This window comes from Nonomuraea sp. NPDC049607 (assembly GCF_040675375.1).
GTDB lineage: Bacteria > Actinomycetota > Actinomycetes > Streptosporangiales > Streptosporangiaceae > Nonomuraea.
This window is the reverse complement of the sequence record NZ_JBFAOV010000014.1, coordinates 230,771-246,901: the sequence shown is the minus strand read 5'-3', so window position 1 is coordinate 246,901 and position 16,131 is coordinate 230,771. Positions and strand designations below refer to the sequence as shown.

Genomic DNA, 16,131 nt, shown 5'->3' with positions numbered 1-16,131 from the left:
ACCGCGGCGGATGGGGGGGGCGTGAACACCCCCCCCCCCCTGGTTGCGGGGCTGTTCACCTAGGTCTTGGTGGGATTCGGGGCCGGGCCCCCCGATCGCTTGTTACGGCGTTGGGGGGCCGACACGCCCCACGGGACGACGACTCTCGACAGTTGAACAGGCGAGAGACCAGTCTGCCGAAGGGGATGCCGTGTCAGGGTGTCTCGCGCTCCAGGTCTTCCTGCGGCAGGTCGGCGATCGTGCCCACCAGGAGCGGTCCGTTCAGCAGGTCGGCGGTGAACGTCACACCGGTGAGACGGGCCGCCATCGCGAACATGCGCCCGAGGCCGTGTTCGGACAGGTCGTCGTACCGCTGCTCCCACTCCTCGTCCGAGCACTCTTCCAGGGGCAGGCCGAACTCGCGCATGAGGCCGGCGAGCCGGTTCGGGTCGGAACCGGAGCGATGCTCGGGAGTGATCGGATCGAAAGCGGTGATGACGATGCCGTCAGCGGCGTAGCGGAAGTCGTCGCAGGCGTAGTCGTGTCGCAGAACGGACACCACCTCGGTACCGGCCGACAGCCGCGACAGCGTACGGTCGTCCGTGCCCGACCAGCCGTACGGCTCCACCACCGCGCACCCGTCGCCGCTCGCGACCACTCCGACGTAACCACCTCCCTCGCCGCCGCCGGTCACCATCGTGAAGTCGGAGACCGCGTCATCCAGCTCGGCGAAGCTCATCTCCGTGCTGGTGCGGGCGCCGAACCGGCGTAGCACCTCGGCCGGGTCGAGCCCGCGCAGCAAGGTCACGGAGCAGATCTCGCCGAGCAGGTCGCCCTCATCGCCGTACGGCGGCCGCAGCCACCGGAACGGCGTCAGCTCATCGATCGTCATGTCGCGATCTTGGCAGGCCCCACCGACATGGTCGGGCCCCCTTCACGATTCCGCGCGCACCTGCCGTTCCGGGCCGCGTCCTGGGCCGTCAGCCGGTGACCCTGCCGAACAGGTGGTTGGCGGGAGCGTCCGGGTCGTCGCCGTAGAAGAACTCCGTGACCGCCTGATGGAACTCGGCGCGGTCCAGCACACCCGAGCCGTCCCGGTCCAGAGCGGCGAAGACCGCGGCGCAGTCCTCACCGGGAACGCCGCCGACCGAGTCGAACATCTCCTGGAACTCCGCCTGGTCGATCTTGCCGTCTCCGTTGAGGTCGGCGAGGTCGAAGAAGCAGTCGGTCACCGGCTCGATCTGTGCCGGGTACAGGGCGGGGTCGGTCAGGACCCGGCTGAACCCTTCGGTCATCTCCCCCAGATCGACCTTCCCGTCACCGTCGTGGTCCATCGGGGCGATCACGTTCGCCCAGAAGCCGTCCATCCTCTCGGTGAGCAGGCGGGCGGTCTCGGAGTCCGACGCGGCGCCGCGGGCGGCGATGTAACGCTCGCTCATCAGTCGGACGTCCCGCTGGGTGATGAACCCGTCGCCGTCGACGTCGGCGCCCCTGAACCACTGGCCGTACTTGAGGTTTTGAAGTGCAGTCACGATTACGCAAAGTATTCCCTCGGTTACGTGAACGCAAGGGGAAGATGTCTACCCATCGAAGTGTGGTGGGGTGAAGGCGAGCACATCGGGATGAGGGCCGTCGTAGAGCTCGACGTCGACCAGCGCACTGAGAGCGCTCGGTCCTTGGGACAGGCTTGAGCACGGCCGATCCGCCGTGAGCACATTGGGGTTGCCGTGGCGGTCCAATGTGCCGCTCAGGCCCGGCTGCACCGGATCCCACCACGCTCCGGTGGACAGTTGCACGACGCCCGGCATGACGTCGTCCGACAGTATCGCGCCCGCCAGACAGCTACCTCGGTCGTTGTGGACGCGTACGATCATGCCGGTCTCGATGCCGCGCGCCGCGGCATCCGACGGATTGATCGTCACGGGCTCACGGCCATGGATCTTTGAACTGAGGCTGTGGCCACCGTTGTCGTACTGGCTGTGCAGGCGCGAGGCGGGCTGATTCGAGATCAGATGCAGCGGGAATCGGCCCGACAGATCGGCACCGAGCCACTCCACCGGTTCGAACCACATCGGATGCCCGGCACAGTCGTCGTAGCCGAATGAGTCGATCTCCTCGGAGAAGATCTCGATCCGGCCCGACGGCGTCGGCAGGGGGAAACGCTGCGGATCTGCGCGGAGCGCCTCGAAGCTGCCGGGAAACGGTCCGGTCAACGCCGGCAGCTCGGCGGTGGAGCTGCGCCAGAAGTCGTCGAAGCCCGGCAAGGCGGCATCGTCGCCGAGTTCGGCCCTCGTCTGCTCGTACAGGTGCCGGACCCATTCGATCTCGGAGCGCGACTGCGTGAACTCCTGCTCGTATCCGAGCCGGGAGGCCAAGGCGGCGAAGATGTGATGGTCGGTGCGTGACTCCCCCGCCGGCTCGCGGACCTTCGGCATCGCGACGAGGTGGGGGTCGGAGAATCCGGCGGCGAAGTCGTCGCGCTCCAAACTGGTGGCGACCGGCAGGACGATGTCCGCGAACTTGGCCGTGGTGTTCCACCAGGCTTCGTGAACCACCACCGTGTCAGGGGTCTGCCAGGCCCGGGCCAGCCGATGGAGATCCTGGTGGTGGTGGAACGGGTTACCCCCGCACCAGTAGATCAGGCGAAGCTCCGGCAACGTGAGACGCCGGCCGTCGTAGCCGATGGTCCTCCCCGGATGCAGCAGCGTGTCGGCGATCCTCGCGACAGGGATGAAGTCCGGGACAGGGTTGGACACTCCAGGTAACTTCGCCACGGAGGGGCGGCCTCTGGCGACGCCTGTCGCGTCCATCGTCGCGTAACCCGCTCCCCAGCCACAGCCAGGCCGACCCATCGACCCGGTCATGGCGGCCAGCACGACAGACATCCACATCGGCTGTTCGCCGTGGTCCGCCCGCTGCACCGCGTAGTTGACCATGATGAGGGAACGTCGCTCGGTCAGGCGGCGAGCGAGGTCGACGATCGTCTCGGGACTGATGCCCGTGATCCTCGCTGCCCAGGCGGCATCCTTGGGGACGCCATCGAGATCACCGGCCACGTAGGAGGCGAAGCGGTCGAACCCGACGCAGCATCGGCGCAGGAAGTCCTCATCGTGCCACCCGTTGACCAGCATCGTGTGGGCGATGCCGAGCATCGCGGCGGTGTCGGTGTTGGGGACGACGGGCAGCCACTCGGCGTCGAGGAAGCCGGCGACGTCGCTGCGGATGGGGCTGACGTTCACGAACCGCACCCCGGCCGCACGGCACCGTCGCTGCAGGTTCAGCGTCTGGTGCCTGGCCAGCCCGCCGGGGTTGATCTGGCTGTTCTTGAGGGCCAGCCCGCCGAACGCCACCACGAGCTCACAGTTGTCGGCTATCTCGTCCCACATCGGCATCCGCGACTGGTAGCTCCACGGATGCCCGCCGATCACATGGGGAAGGATCACCTCCAACGCCGCGGTGCTGTAGGTGTTGCGGGAGTCGGTGAACCCCCCGCCCAGCGCCAGGAACCGCTGGAGCTGGCTCTGCGCGTTGTGGAACACGCCCGCGCTCGCCCAGCCGTAGGACCCGCCGAACACCGCGCTGTCCCCGTGTTGTGAACGCACTCGACGGAGTTCGTCGCTCACCAGCGTGATCGCGTCGTCCCAGCTCACCTCCACGAAGGCGTCCGTGCCTCTGGCCGCGTCGTGGATGCGCGGCTCGCCGTCGAGCCAGCCCTTGCGCACCGCGGGGCGCAGCACGCGAGCGCCGTCGTCGGCGGCCGTCACCATTCCGGGGCCGATGGGTGACGGCACGGGGTCGTCGCCCCTCGGCTCAATGCGTACCAACCGCCCGGAGTCGACCACCGCGATGAAACTACCCCAGTGCGTCGCAACCGACATGCGTCGTTCCACCATGCATCAACTCCATCCCTGAAGTTCCCCTGCTTATGACCAGCGGTTGCTTACGTCGCAGGGGCCTCCACTCCAGTCGACGGCCCGCAGGACGGAGATTTCCCCTATGCTCCGCCGCTCAATCCCGTCAGTGCGCACCGGCTCCTTCGGCGTCCTCCGCCCGTCCACGATCTCCTTGACTGACCACCTTTGATTCGGTCATGGCACAATGCCCGCCATGCGTATCCGGATCATGGCCCTGACCGCCGTCGCCCTAACGGCCGCCGGATGTGGTCAGCTACCCCCCGCGCCCCCGGCGAGCGAGACCACCGCGCCGCCTCCCGCGCCTTCGACCAGCGCTCCTTCGCCCTCCGCGAGCGGGGACGCGACGTCCGGCGACGGGGACACTCGGCCCGCGCTGGCCACCGTCCAGGGCACCGTCGAGTCGAACTACAAGGCCGAACTCGTCGGGCTCAACCGCGTCGGCGGCAAGCACCTGGTCGTGCAGCTGCGCCTGTCCACCAGCACCGACAAGCCGCTGCACTGGCAGGCGCCGCTCGCCGACCCGATGCGGCCGCTCAAGTGGCGCTGGCCCTCCGGCATCGCGGTGCTCGACGCCCCGGCCCACCGATGGCTCATGCCGTACAAACCCGCCGACGGCGAATGCCTGTGCAGCGACACCGACCGCGACGACCTCAAAGCGATCATCGACCCCGGCGAGTCGCTGACGGTCTACGCCGTGCTGCCCGCGCCATCCGGCAACCCCGCGACCACGACGATCGTCACACCGATCGGCCCGCCGATGGTCGACGTCCCGATCAGCGACGACCCGCCCGTGCCGCCACCCGGCCAGCAACTGCCCGACGCCGACGCCTCCCAGATCGAGACCGTCAGCCACCTCATCGAGACGCCGTCGCAATCGCTCGACCGTACCGAGGAGACGACCGACGACGGCGCCGACCTCAAGGTCAGCCTCTCCTCCGACGTGCTGTTCGCGCTGAACAAGGCGACGCTCACGCCGCGCGCCCGCACGGTGCTGGCCAAGACGGCCAAGCTCATCGACACGTCCGCGGACACGACGATCGAGGTCGACGGCCACGCCGACTCCTCCGGCACCAACGCCATCAACGAACCGCTGTCCCGCCGCCGCGCGGAGGCGGTGCGCCAGGCCCTCATGCCGCTGATCACGCGCGACCAGGTGACGTTCAGGGCCCGCGGATACGGCTCCCGCCGCCCGCTGTACAGCAACAGCTCCGACGAGGGACGGCGCCGCAACCGCCGGGTGACGATCACGTTCGCCAAGCCCGCACCGGCTGAAGCGCCGGCCGCCGGCACCACCACGTCCCCACTGCCTGAGGGCGAAGGGACGAAGGCGACGGTGCGCGCGAAGGGGGTGCCGTTCGACCTGCAGGTGACGGCCTTCCGCCGGATGCCCGGAGACCTGGGCCTGCTCCGCTACTCGATCACCAACCGGGGTGACGGCAAAGCGTGGTACCACGACCTCAACTGGGCCGACGACTGGAACGCCTTCAAGTACCACGCGGCGACGAACATCCAGGTGACCGACCCCGCCGCGCGCCGCCTGTACCGCCCGGCCCGCGTGATCGTGGCCAAGGGGGAGGAACCGGGCACGTACTGCGCGTGCACGAACACCTCCGGGGTGGCATTGTCGGCGATGAACTTCGAGCCCGGCGAGACGAAGGAGTTCTGGTCGCTGTACGCCCTGCCCGCCCAGGCTGACGCACTGACCGTCAAGGTGGCCACCTGGCGCGCCCTGCAGGTGCCCCTGTCCTGAGCCCGCGCCTCGTTGCAGGCTCCGGCCCTCGGGTCCCTGTGGGCCACAGCCGGCTCGAACCGCGAAACCGGCCCATGCCGGATACTCGACAACCCGCAGAAACGTCGGATCCGGGGGTGCTACTCCGTCGGTTGCCGGGCGTCATCTGCTGCGCGGGCGAAGGCGCGGATGAGTGGCGTCTCGCTCGCCGTACGCCAGGCGAAGGCCCACCGGCACGGCGGGGCGTCACGGATCGGCACGAAGGCGAGGCTGGGCCAGGGGTAGAAGGTCGCGGCCTCGGCGGTGACCCCGGCGGTGGCCTGGCCCGAGGCGACGGCGCTGAGGGTCTCCTGCCAGGTGGTGACCTTGTGTCCACGGCGGACGGGGCGGCCGGAAGGGGTGTGGTACGGGTTGAAGATCTCCTCCATGCAGGAAGGGATCGACCGGCCCTCGACCACGATGCAGTCGCCGAGGTCCTCCAGGCAGATGGAGTCCCGTCCCGCGTAGGGGTGGTCGGCGGAGACCATCAACACCACCTCGGAGGCGTACGAGGTCGGTTTGACGGTCAGATCGGGCTCGCGGATCGGCAACCACACGTGCGCCACGTCCACCTCGCCCGACTTCAGCAGGTCCAGAGGGGAGGCAGGCTGGATCTCGCGGTGCTGGAGCCGGGCGTTCGGGTGCCGGTCGAGGAACAGGTCGAGAACGTTCTTGATCTGCGTGGAGAGCGGGCCGAGTGTGCCGAGGGTCAGTGTGCCCGCGGTGCCGTCGGCGGTGGCCTGAGCGGTCGCGATCCCTTGCACGATCTGCCGGTGGCCACTCTTGAGCGCCTGGTACAGCTGCTCACCGAGCGGGGACAGGCGGACCGCTCGGGTGGTGCGGTCGAACAGGGGCGCGCCGATGCGCCGCTCCTGCTTCTTGATCGATTGACTGACGCGGGCGGGACTGATCCCCAGCCGCTCGGCCGTACGGCTGAAGTGCAGCTCCTCGGCCAGCGTCAGGAAGATCTCGATCTCTCGCATCTCCACGGGCGGGCCTCCGCATTCTTCATTTCAGGGTTAAAGGACGTTATCGGATTCGTCGTAGATGCGAGGCGGGCAGGTGGGGAAAGCTTGGCGCGTTCGAAGGAAGTACGGCTTTGGAGGTTCGGTGCCCGTCGGATATCTGATCCCTGTGGCGCTCGTCGCGATCGGGACACTGTTCGCACTGCGGCCGCTGCCGGGGTGGAGCCCGCTCGGCCGGGTGAGCTACTTCTTCGGGCTGGCCGCCAACGAACTGCCGTTCGCGGCCTTCTTCTGGCTGCTGCTGGCCCCGACGGCGCTGGCGTTCGCCGAGGGTGACATCCACACGGCGGGCGGCTGGGCCGTCGTCGCCCTGGCCGCCGTGACCACGATCGGGCTCACGGTCATCGCCTACCGCGGCCTGGGGGAACGGGCCAGGATCTGGCGCGCGATGGACGCCGGCCTGGGCGCGGGCTGGCGCGCCGCCATCGACGCCGACCTCGCCGCCGGACTGCGCCGTCGTCCGCCGTGGGCCCGCATCCTGCTCCTGCCCATCTACAAGCGCCGCGCGGACGTCCGCCGGGTGGCCGATCTCTCATACGGCGACGCGGGCCGGCGCAACCTGCTCGACCTCTACCACCACCGCTCGCGCCCGTCCGGCGCGCCCGTGCTCATCCACCTGCACGGAGGCGGCTACTCCGGGGGCCACAAGAACAGCCAGTCGCTGCCGTTGCTCTACCGGTTCGCCTCCCAGGGCTGGGTGTGCGTCAGCGCCAACTACCGGCTACGGCCCCAGGCCCAGCACCCGGACCACCTGATCGACCTCAAGAAGATCATCGCCTGGGTACGCGAGCACGCCCACGAGTACGGCGCCGACCCGTCCACGCTGTTCGTCGCGGGCAGTTCGGCGGGCGGGCACATGGCGGCGCTGGCCGCGCTCACCCCCAACGACCCCGCCTTCCAGCCGGGCTTCGAGCACGCCGACACCTCCGTGACCGGCGCCGTCTATCTGAACGGCTGGTACGGCGCCTACTTCGGGCAGGGGCCCGAGTCCTCGCCGCCGGCCCACATCACCGCCGACGCACCGCCGTTCCTCGTGGCCCACGGCGATCTGGACCCGCTGGTGCCCGTGGGCGAGGCCAGGCACTTCGCCGACCAGCTCCGTCGTACGTCGGCCTCCCCCGTCGTCTACGCCGAGCTGCGCGGCGGCAACCACGCCTTCGACCTGTACCATTCGGTCCGCTTCGAGGCGCTCGTCGACGCCATCGAGGCCTTCACCGCCCGAGTGAGATCGCAGCAGCGCACACCGCACCCTTAGCCCTGCCGTCATGCCACCTGCCGGCCATCGCCTCATCTTCGCTTGCCGATCACGATCCCGGGCAGCCGTGGCGGCCCGGCGTGCGCCGATTCAGGACCCGCCGCCGCCTCCACCGTCACCCGCGCCGCCACCTCCGCCGTCCCAGCCGCCGCCCCCTCCGTCCCAGGTGCCGCTTCCGCTGTCGTCCGGGGTCCAGCCGACGGAGCCGCAACCGGCGGTCGAGGTGTTGTGGTCGGCCGGGTAGAGGTGACCGTCCGGGATCGAACGCTTGCCGAGCTCGGCTGACAGGTGCGGGTCGCCGAGGTGGCTCAGTCCGTACAGTGCGAGCGGCACGGCCACCGCGTCGGTCCCGGCCTCGTACGGGTGTGCCCGGCGTGCCTTCTCCAACTGGTGGCGGCCCGCGCGGCCGAGCCGGACCGGCCGATTCCTGACGTACAGGGACTGGATCTTCCTGGCCACCAACCAGCTGCCGCCGAACCCGAACAGGGCAGCCACGCTCAGCGGCGGCGACTGCGCGACGATCATGTAGACCACGTCGGCCCCGGCGGCGACGACCGCGACCGTGGGGATCAGCTTCAGGACATCACGGCACACGCGGAAGCCGGGCACGCTCCGGGAGTCGACGAGCAGGCCCAGGTCGGCGAGCCGCCCCCTGATCCCGGCGACCTCCGCACTCTCCGCCAGACGACGCTTGACCTGGACGACCGGCGGGCTCCTGCGCTCGGCGAGGATCGCGACCAGCCGCTCCTCCACGGGGTATCCCGCCGTCACGGCCGTGGAGACGCGGTGGAGCTTCCCGCCTCGGGAGACGCGGACCTCCCCTTCCCTGGCCAGCAGCCCGATCGCGGTGTCCGCCACCCGTACGGGACCGCCCGCGAGATAGGCGAGCTCGTAGTGGCCGAGGTCGACGTCGCGCAGCCCGCCGAGCCTCAGGCGGGCGCGGACGTGCGCCACCTCGGCGGCGAGGACCGTGCCGACGGTGACCGCCCCGAGGAGCACCGCCAGCCATGCGAGGATCACGTCCACGCCCACCTCCCGTGTTGTTGATCAACGCGTGAGGCGGACACGAAGGTTCCGAGAAGCGCCACATCCGGCCCTCCCCGTACGAATGACCGCCCGCGGTGACCTCGGACGCCGCCGGTACCAGCACTGGCGGGTCATGTCGCGATCCTTGGACCCGCTGCACGAGGTGTGCTCAGCGGTCCGGTGACGCCATTCCTCTCGACGCCTTTACAACGTAGATCACATCCGCGGCGACTCGCTCGACGTCGTACGTGGCGGTATCGCCCTGCGCCTGCGTGAACGCCCGCCACTGGGGCACTGGGCGCTGTATCGCCTGTTCCACAAGCGCCTTCCCTACACCTACCGCTGGTGGGCACGCGACGACCTGCTCGGTTCGCGCTACCTGGCACGGCAGTGCACGACATGGCTACTCGCGACATCACCCCTGTGGGCCTTCATCGGGCTCATGCCCATCGAACTGGTCCACTGGGTGATCCTCTCGACACTCATCCGCATGCTCGGCTTCCTCCCGCAGCGATCCCTGCGCCTCCACCAGCTGAGGAGACACGAATTCAACCTGGACCTGCAGGGCAACTCGCCATAGGTGGCCGACGTTGACGGCACGTGCATGCGGCCAATTGCTGAACAGGCTGGTCGCCACCGACACCTCAGGACCAGGCTCACCGACAGCAAGATCTGAACAGCTCGCAGGGAAAGCAGTTGTCTTGCACGTGCATTTCCATGAACGATCCGGGTGTGACCGTCTTGTTGCTGACAGTCGGCCTGCCAGGGGCCGGCAAGACCACAAGAGCTCGGCAGCTGGCCAAGGAGCGCAATGCGCTTCGGTTGACGCCTGACGAGTGGATGATTCCGTTGTTCGGTGAGCCGGAGGCGGACGGGAAGCGCGATGTCCTGGAAGGACGGCTGCTCTGGCTCGCGCTGGAGGCGTTGAGGCTCGGAACCAACGTGGTCCTGGATTTCGGATGCTGGTCTCGTGACGAGAGGTCCGCCATCCGCTGGTTGGCGAAGTCTGTCGGCGCGTCCTGCGACCTGGTGTACGTGCCGGTCGACCATGAGACCCAACGCGCTCGGATCGCTCATCGCCAGTCGACCGATCCGGACCAGACCTTCCTGATGAGCGAGACAGACCTGTTGCGCTGGAGGACGATGTTCGAGGAGCCGGACGCTGCGGAACTCGACGGGCAGGAGATCGGCAGCCCGCCCCCTGATTGGCCGGGCTGGACCGAGTGGGCCGCCGATCGGTGGCCGTCCTTCACGTAGCTGCCTCTGGTACGGCCCTGCCCGAGAGCGTGGTCGACCGGCTACTCGCCGCGCGGCGGCTGATCTCGACGGTACGCGCCGAGGCAGGCGACTCGACGGACACCTCCCGGTGACCACCCGGAGACTCGGGGCTCGCCTGTCGACGCGTCCCGCTTCCGGCTGATTGCTCATCACTCTCACGAGTGACGAGACCGCGCGAAGCACCGGCCACGATGGAGCGGATGTCGCGAACCGATCTTCACGAGGAGACCGCCTATGGGGAACGGCGCAGAGGGCTCGAAGACCGGTGAGACGGGCGGCTGTGCGGAGGGGGTCCGGTTCCGGGTTCTCGGTCCGTTCGAGGAAGCGCCCGCGGTCCCGTCACTCCCGGGGGGCCGCGGCAGCGTGCCCTCCTCGCCCGGCTGGTGGCCGCGGCCGGGACGGTCGTCTCGCCACCACGGACGTCGATGCGCTGCGCTTCGGCTGGCTGGTCGTGGAGGCCGAGCTGCGTCCGCCCGCGGAGGCGCTGCCGCTGCTGGAGGAGGCGTTGCGGCTGTGGCGCGGCGTCCCCTACGGCGAGTTCGCCGACGAGCTGTGGGCCGTCGCGGAGGTCAACCGCCTGGGTGAGCTGCGCATGAACGCGATCGAGTCCCGCGCCCAGGCGCTGCTGGACGTCGGCCGCCCGCAGCCGGTGATCCACGAGCTGGAGGCCGAGACGGTGGAGCACCCGCTGCGGGAGCGGCTGTGGTGGTTGCGCGCCCTGGCTCTCCACCGGTCCGGGCGGCAGGCCGACGCGCTGGCCACGATACGCCGGGCCAGGAAGGTCATCGCCGATCAGCTCGGCCTCGATCCCGGCCCTGAGCTGCGGGAACTGGAGTGCCCCGGACCGGCCTCGGGACGGACGAGGGACAGCCGCACAGGGCCGGGCTCGGGCGCAGGGGTGATCGACTGCGCCTGCTGGAGGATGTCCTTTCGGCCAGCCCCCGCTCGCGGCCGATCAGTCGTCCCCGCACCGCGCGCCGGGCATGACCGGCCTCGCCGTCGCGAGTCCCCGGGGAATGGCGGCCGCGTGCCGGGCACGTGACCGGTGTTCTGCCGTCAAGATGTGCCAGGAGACTTGGGAAACACTTAGGAGCCGTCCTGAAGGGACGGTGACTTCCTTAACCTCGCGTCTCGTGCAACAGATGGGCGTGCCCGCAGATCCTTGGGTTCGACGAGTTCATCCAGGCGCGGGGACCTGCCGGGATCGCCGTCGCCGACGGGTTCGTCGTGTGGTCGGTGGGGAAGGCGGCGTCCACCGCATGCCGCTGAGCGGCGGCGCCCCGGAGCGGCTGCGCGGCGCCGACGGGCTCCACCTGACCGCCTGGCCGTGGGCCGCGGCCCGCGCCGGCGAGCTGCCGGACGCGGACCAGAACCATCTCGCCAACCTGGAGACCGGCCAGTCGCGCGACGTCTCGCTGCCTGACGGGGTCCAGGCGCCTGCCCCAAGGACTGCGCCTGGGTGACCGATACGCGGTTCTCCTCGCCGTCCACCACCCTCTTCTGGGACGCCGACCAGGAGTCCTGCCAGGGGTGCGGCCGGACCACCGGCTGTGTCGTCAAGACGCGGGCCGGCGGAGTTCGATTCCCATGGCCGGCACGCCGATTGCCGCCCTCCCGGGGCCTGTGGTCGCGGCCGGGGTCAGCGCGTGCCAAACCAGTGGGAGAGTGCTTCTTGTAGCGCAGGCGTGGCTGTTTCGGCGGGTTCGTCGATGGGCGCGGCCCAGGCGATGTGGGCGTCCGGGCGGATCAGCAGGGCGTCGGCCGGTCGCCGGCCGGTCTTGGCGGTGTGGACGTCGACGCGCTGCCCCCAGGCGCGGGCGGCCTCGCGAAGATCGGAGCGGTCGGCGAGGTCGAGGAGGATGGGCCGGGCGGGGTGCAGGAGGTCGGCGACGCAGGTGACGCCCTGGTCGGTGTGCAGGGTGAGGTCGGGGGCGAAGGTGCCGGTCAGCGGGTGGTGGCCGGTGCCGGGCGTGGAGTGGCGGAGGTCGGTTCCGGCGACCAGGGCTCCCATGCGGCGCAGCGGTTGCTCGTCGGTGAGGAGCTCCTGGAAGATCTCACGGAGTGCTTCTGCGGCCGGGTCGTGCCCGCGGCGCAGCGCCACCTGGGCGCGGGTGTGCAGCATGGTGCGGGTCCCGGCGTGGTGGCGTTCGTCGTGGTAGGTGTCCAGCAGGCCGGGCGGTGCCCAGCCGTGCAGGTCGGCGGCCAGCTTCCAGGCCAGGTTGACCGCGTCCAGCATGCCCGCGTTGAGCGCCACGCCGGTGGCCGGGAACAGGTGCGCCGCATCCCCCGCCAGCAGGATGCGCCCAGCCCGGTAGCGCTCGGCCTGGCGGGCCTTGAAGGTGAAGCGCGACAGCCGCGTCGATCCGGCCAGGGGCAGGTCCGCTCCGAGCACGCGGCGGATGCTGTCCTGCAGTTCGGTCAAGGTCATCGGGACGTCGTCGTCGTACTCGGTGCTCTCGTCCTCGATGGTGTAGAGGGAGACGCTCGTGGCGCCGGGTGAGGAGCCGAGGCCGAAGAGGCCGTGGTCGGTGCGGGTGAAACCGGCGCGGATCGTACCGAAGCGTGGGACGTCGAGATCGCCGTTGCCGAGCACGGTGACCGTGCCGGGCAGGGTGACCTGGGCCAGCCGGTTGACCTCGGGGTAGACGGTGCCGGGGAAGCCGATGCCGGCCCAGTCGCGGACGCGGCTGCGCGCGCCGTCGCAGCCCACCAGGTAGCGGGTGCTCACCTGGTACGGTCCGTCCGGGCCCCGCGCGTCCACCCTCACCCCGGCGTCGTCCTGGTTCACCCCGGTCACCTCGTGCCCGCGGCGTACGTCCACACCGAGCTCGCCGGCGCGTTCGTCGAGCAGCCGCTCCAGGTGCTGCTGCGGCAGCGGCAGCGCGTGCAGCGGCGGATCCGCCAGCCGGGTGAAGTCCAGATGCACCCCGCCGAACGGGAATCGGGGTGCCGGGACAGGGCCGGGGCAGGCGGCCTGGAAGCGTTCCAGCAGGCCCCGGTAGCGCAGCAGCTCCAGGATCTGGCCGCCGATACCTCCGGCCTTGGGGGTGTCGCGGCGGTTCGGGTGCCGCTCCAGCACCAGCGGCCGCACCCCAGCCAAGCTCAGTTCGATCGCCAGCATGAGGCCGGTCGGTCCGGCGCCCACAATGATCACGTCGGCGTTCTTCATCAGTCACTTTCCTTGGGATCTGTCGTTGTGCGCAATACGCGAATGTCGTGCCCGCGCCGCCTGAGCGGTGCATTGGGCGCGGCCTGGCCACATGGGAGCGTGATGTGCCGCATGTCGGTCTCAGAGGTCGGCGACGGTGGAGATCGGGGTGTTGAGGATGCCGTCGAACGCCTCCAGGACGGGCGTGTGCACGTAGGCGCTCTGGATCCGGATGCGGTCAGGGCCGATCGCCGCCTGCGCCTGGCGGAGGTCGACGATGCTGAGCCCGAGCCCGGCCTCGGCGAAGGCGGCCTCGATGCTGCCCGGCTCGGGCGGCTGCAGCGCGGTGTTGTCGATGGCGAAGCCGAAGCGCGCGTTCTCGTCGGGGCGCATGTCGGCGGTGTGTCCGGCGGGGCTGGTCAGGGCGAGGGCGACGTAGTCATCGCCCAGCCGGTTGTGCAGGTGCTGCCCCATGGGCAGCCCGGTGAGCCGGCCGTTGAAGGAGACCGGCGTCTTCTGGATGTGGGCGTTGTGGGCGGCCAGGACGATGCGGGCCTCGGGGCCGGAGCGTTCCAGGTGCCACTGGACCGACCCGGCCATGTAGACGTCCCTGGCCGAGGTGTCGGCGGTCAGGCCGGTGCCGGCGTACAGGCCGGCCATGGCACGGAAGCCGTAGTCGGCGCTGCACGCGGCCTCCAGACGGCGCAGGGCGAGGTCGTAACTGGGCCGGTCGGAACGGGAGAGGTACAACAACTCCACGGCGCGAAAGCGCATGAGCAGTCGCATCAGGATCGCGCTGAGAGCGTCCTGCTCGGCGGCGGCCAGGCGGGCCCAGGCCGGCGCGGCCGAGGCCGCGGAGGAGCCGGCGAACGACCCGGCGATCCGTAGCGCCTCCTGGATCATCGGGAAGGTCTCGGGATCGACCTGGTGCAGGTAGTCGGCGACCGGGGCCAGGGCGGGAAGCAGGGACCCGCCGGCCGCTGGGATGTCGATCCCGGCGAAGCGCACCGGCTCGGCGGCTGAGGCGTTGTGCCGGCGCATCCAGCGCAGCGGCTCGTCGACCCCCACGGGGATCGCCGTGGCGAGCTGGGTCGCCAGCTCGTCGTCCGTGCCTTCGCCCTGGGCCCAGGCGTCCAGGGTGACGCCCTCGCTGAAGCCGTACTCGAAGGCCAGGACGGTGAAGCCGCAGCGTTCGGCCAGGAATCGCAGGATGCGCCGGCGCATGAGCGAGAACTCGGTGATGAAGTGGGAATTCTCACCGACCGCGACGACGCGCGCGTCGCCGACGAGGTCGCGCAGCGGCTCCAGGTCGTCGAGCGGCGCCTCGGGGTCGAGGTGGGTGAGCGGGACGGCGTGGCCGCGCAGCCAGTCGGCGAACGGGGCACGGCGGGACGAAGCGGGCACGAGGACAGCTCGATTCTGATCGTGGAAAGGTGAAGGAACGACGGACGGAGGTGCGTGACGCCGTAGGCGTCGCCGCCGCGACGGCGGATGAGCCTGGCCGGGTTGCCGCCGACGATGCCGTAGTCGGGAACGTCGCCCACGACCATGGCGCCGGAGGCGACGATCGCTCCGTGGCCGATGCGGACGCCGGGCAGGCCGGCGACGAGGGCGAAGTGCTCGGCCCAGGAACCACGCATGATCGGGAAAGGGAAGGTCGAGGGGCCGTCCACGCGGTGGCCGGCGCCGTTCATGATGAATGCCCTCGGTGAGGGAGTGCGCATGGGACGCAGCACGGTCGAGTCAGGGGGACAGGCGTCACGCGATCGTCTTCTCATGAGGTGTCGACAGTGAGGACATCGGGCCAGACGACCCAACCCTACCTATCGGTACGGAACGTTCCGTACGGATAGGATGATGTCCAAGGCGGACGTCCGCTGTCAAGTACGGAACGTTCCGTACGATAAGGCGTCGGCGGCAGTGGCCAGCTCGGGCAGCCCCGAGACATGCCCGACCTCCTTCAGCGCCACCGTCATCCGCGCCGCGTACGGCGGCGAACGCGTCCGGCCGCGGCGCCACGCCGTGCTCGGCAGCCGTCGTCACGATGACCTTCACGGCCCGTTCTCCGGTCTCGGACCCGGGGCGTCGCGGGTGCAGAGTCGTGCCCGACCGGCCGCCAGTGCGGTGACCACGAACGTCGACCGTGCCGACCGGCATCTCGACCAACCCCTATCATCGCCGAATGATCGAGCTTCAGGAGGGCGGGGAGATCGCCTGCCCGGCCGCGCGCGTGTGGGCGGTCGTCGCCGACTACGGCCAGGACCCACGCTGGCGCAAGGGCGTCGAGACGATGGCGCCGCACCCCGAAGGCATCGTCCGGGTGGGCATGACCACCGCCGAGGTGATGCGGTTCGCGGGCCGGACCTACCGCAACGGCGGCGAGGTCATCCGGGTGGAGCCGGGGCGCTCGTTCGCCTGGCGCACTACTTCGGGGATCGACGCCGAGGGCGGCAGGCTCGTCGAGCCGCTCGGTGAGGACCGGTGCCGCTTCACCTTCCACGTGCGCGTCACCCCACGCGCGACCTCCGAGAGGCTGCTGGAGCCGGTGCTGAGGTGGTTGCTGCGCCGGTCGATCCGTGCCGATGTCCGCCGCTTGGCCGGCCTCTGCGCTTCTTGACCCCCACGTGGTCGTCCAGCATCGCGACGACCACAGGCCCCAAGGGAAGATCTCGCATCGGCCCCTTGTCCGTTCTGGAGTCCGCGCCCATGCCGCCTCCGCCCGTACGGAACGTTCCGTA

Annotated in this window: 14 protein-coding genes; 7 read left to right on the top strand and 7 right to left on the bottom strand. The window is 70.0% G+C overall.

Going from position 1 to position 16,131, the window contains the following annotated elements; genetic code table 11:
- Positions 1-193 precede the first annotated feature (193 nt).
- The 3 genes from AB0J97_RS27380 to AB0J97_RS27370 form a co-directional block, all read right to left on the bottom strand.
- Positions 194-871, bottom strand: coding sequence for a DUF6461 domain-containing protein (locus AB0J97_RS27380; protein WP_364093283.1), 678 nt, complete (start codon positions 869-871; stop codon positions 194-196).
- Positions 872-959: 88 nt separating this feature from the next.
- Positions 960-1,511 carry an EF-hand domain-containing protein gene (locus AB0J97_RS27375; RefSeq protein ID WP_364093280.1) on the bottom strand — a complete coding sequence of 184 codons (552 nt, stop codon included), beginning with the start codon at positions 1,509-1,511 and terminating at the stop codon, positions 960-962.
- A 48-nt stretch (positions 1,512-1,559) separates the two neighbouring features.
- The gene (locus AB0J97_RS27370; RefSeq protein ID WP_364093277.1) at positions 1,560-3,872 is read right to left on the bottom strand and encodes a molybdopterin-dependent oxidoreductase; all 2,313 of its coding nucleotides are present in this window, start codon (positions 3,870-3,872) and stop codon (positions 1,560-1,562) included.
- A gap of 214 nt (positions 3,873-4,086) precedes the next feature.
- On the opposite strand from AB0J97_RS27370, the gene AB0J97_RS27365 reads away from it, so the two are divergent.
- Positions 4,087-5,643, top strand: a complete 1,557-nt coding sequence (locus AB0J97_RS27365) for an OmpA family protein (protein WP_364093274.1) — start codon at positions 4,087-4,089, stop codon at positions 5,641-5,643.
- Between the two features lie 119 nt (positions 5,644-5,762).
- Here the strand turns inward: AB0J97_RS27365 and AB0J97_RS27360 are convergent, their stop codons facing one another.
- Positions 5,763-6,644 carry a LysR family transcriptional regulator gene (locus AB0J97_RS27360; protein WP_357704027.1) on the bottom strand — a complete coding sequence of 294 codons (882 nt, stop codon included), beginning with the start codon at positions 6,642-6,644 and terminating at the stop codon, positions 5,763-5,765.
- Positions 6,645-6,771: 127 nt separating this feature from the next.
- Here AB0J97_RS27360 and AB0J97_RS27355 point away from each other — a divergent pair, with 127 nt between their 5' ends.
- Positions 6,772-7,941 (top strand): alpha/beta hydrolase, encoded by a 1,170-nt coding sequence (locus AB0J97_RS27355; RefSeq protein ID WP_364093271.1) that lies wholly within the window; start codon positions 6,772-6,774, stop codon positions 7,939-7,941.
- Between the two features lie 90 nt (positions 7,942-8,031).
- Here AB0J97_RS27355 and AB0J97_RS27350 read toward each other — a convergent pair whose 3' ends face one another.
- Positions 8,032-8,967 carry a TIGR04222 domain-containing membrane protein gene (locus AB0J97_RS27350; protein ID WP_364093268.1) on the bottom strand — a complete coding sequence of 312 codons (936 nt, stop codon included), beginning with the start codon at positions 8,965-8,967 and terminating at the stop codon, positions 8,032-8,034.
- 442 nt (positions 8,968-9,409) lie between these two features.
- Between AB0J97_RS27350 and AB0J97_RS27345 the strand changes: the two genes are divergently transcribed.
- The 4 genes from AB0J97_RS27345 (at position 9,410) to AB0J97_RS27330 (ending at position 11,708) form a co-directional block, all read left to right on the top strand.
- A complete protein-coding gene (locus AB0J97_RS27345; RefSeq protein ID WP_364093265.1) occupies positions 9,410-9,547 on the top strand; it encodes a hypothetical protein in 138 nt (45 codons plus the stop codon).
- 137 nt (positions 9,548-9,684) lie between these two features.
- Positions 9,685-10,224, top strand: coding sequence for an ATP-binding protein (locus tag AB0J97_RS27340; protein WP_364093262.1), 540 nt, complete (start codon positions 9,685-9,687; stop codon positions 10,222-10,224).
- Positions 10,225-10,696: 472 nt separating this feature from the next.
- On the top strand, positions 10,697-11,287 hold the full coding sequence (locus tag AB0J97_RS27335; RefSeq protein WP_364093259.1) for a BTAD domain-containing putative transcriptional regulator: 591 nt from the start codon (positions 10,697-10,699) through the stop codon (positions 11,285-11,287).
- Between the two features lie 187 nt (positions 11,288-11,474).
- A complete protein-coding gene (locus tag AB0J97_RS27330) occupies positions 11,475-11,708 on the top strand; it encodes a hypothetical protein (protein ID WP_364093256.1) in 234 nt (77 codons plus the stop codon).
- Positions 11,709-11,884: 176 nt separating this feature from the next.
- Here AB0J97_RS27330 and AB0J97_RS27325 read toward each other — a convergent pair whose 3' ends face one another.
- Positions 11,885-13,414, bottom strand: coding sequence for an FAD-dependent monooxygenase (locus AB0J97_RS27325; RefSeq protein ID WP_364093253.1), 1,530 nt, complete (start codon positions 13,412-13,414; stop codon positions 11,885-11,887).
- A 120-nt stretch (positions 13,415-13,534) separates the two neighbouring features.
- Positions 13,535-14,797: an erythromycin esterase family protein gene (locus AB0J97_RS27320; RefSeq protein WP_364093250.1), complete on the bottom strand. Its 1,263-nt coding sequence runs from the start codon at positions 14,795-14,797 to the stop codon at positions 13,535-13,537.
- A gap of 778 nt (positions 14,798-15,575) precedes the next feature.
- Between AB0J97_RS27320 and AB0J97_RS27315 the strand changes: the two genes are divergently transcribed.
- A complete protein-coding gene (locus tag AB0J97_RS27315) occupies positions 15,576-16,010 on the top strand; it encodes an SRPBCC family protein (RefSeq protein WP_357702023.1) in 435 nt (144 codons plus the stop codon).
- Positions 16,011-16,131: the final 121 nt, after the last annotated feature.

Bases quoted from the DNA above. Each gene is read 5' to 3' on its own strand.
- AB0J97_RS27380 (WP_364093283.1), bottom strand. From the start codon at position 871: ATGACGATCGATGAGCTGACGCCGTTCCGGTGGCTGCGGCCGCCGTAC.
- AB0J97_RS27370 (WP_364093277.1), bottom strand. From the start codon at position 3,872: ATGGTGGAACGACGCATGTCGGTTGCGACGCACTGGGGTAGTTTCATC.
- AB0J97_RS27365 (WP_364093274.1), top strand. From the start codon at position 4,087: ATGCGTATCCGGATCATGGCCCTGACCGCCGTCGCCCTAACGGCCGCC.
- AB0J97_RS27360 (WP_357704027.1), bottom strand. From the start codon at position 6,644: ATGCGAGAGATCGAGATCTTCCTGACGCTGGCCGAGGAGCTGCACTTC.
- AB0J97_RS27345 (WP_364093265.1), top strand. From the start codon at position 9,410: ATGCCCATCGAACTGGTCCACTGGGTGATCCTCTCGACACTCATCCGC.
- AB0J97_RS27340 (WP_364093262.1), top strand. From the start codon at position 9,685: ATGAACGATCCGGGTGTGACCGTCTTGTTGCTGACAGTCGGCCTGCCA.
- AB0J97_RS27325 (WP_364093253.1), bottom strand. From the start codon at position 13,414: ATGAAGAACGCCGACGTGATCATTGTGGGCGCCGGACCGACCGGCCTC.
- AB0J97_RS27315 (WP_357702023.1), top strand. From the start codon at position 15,576: ATGATCGAGCTTCAGGAGGGCGGGGAGATCGCCTGCCCGGCCGCGCGC.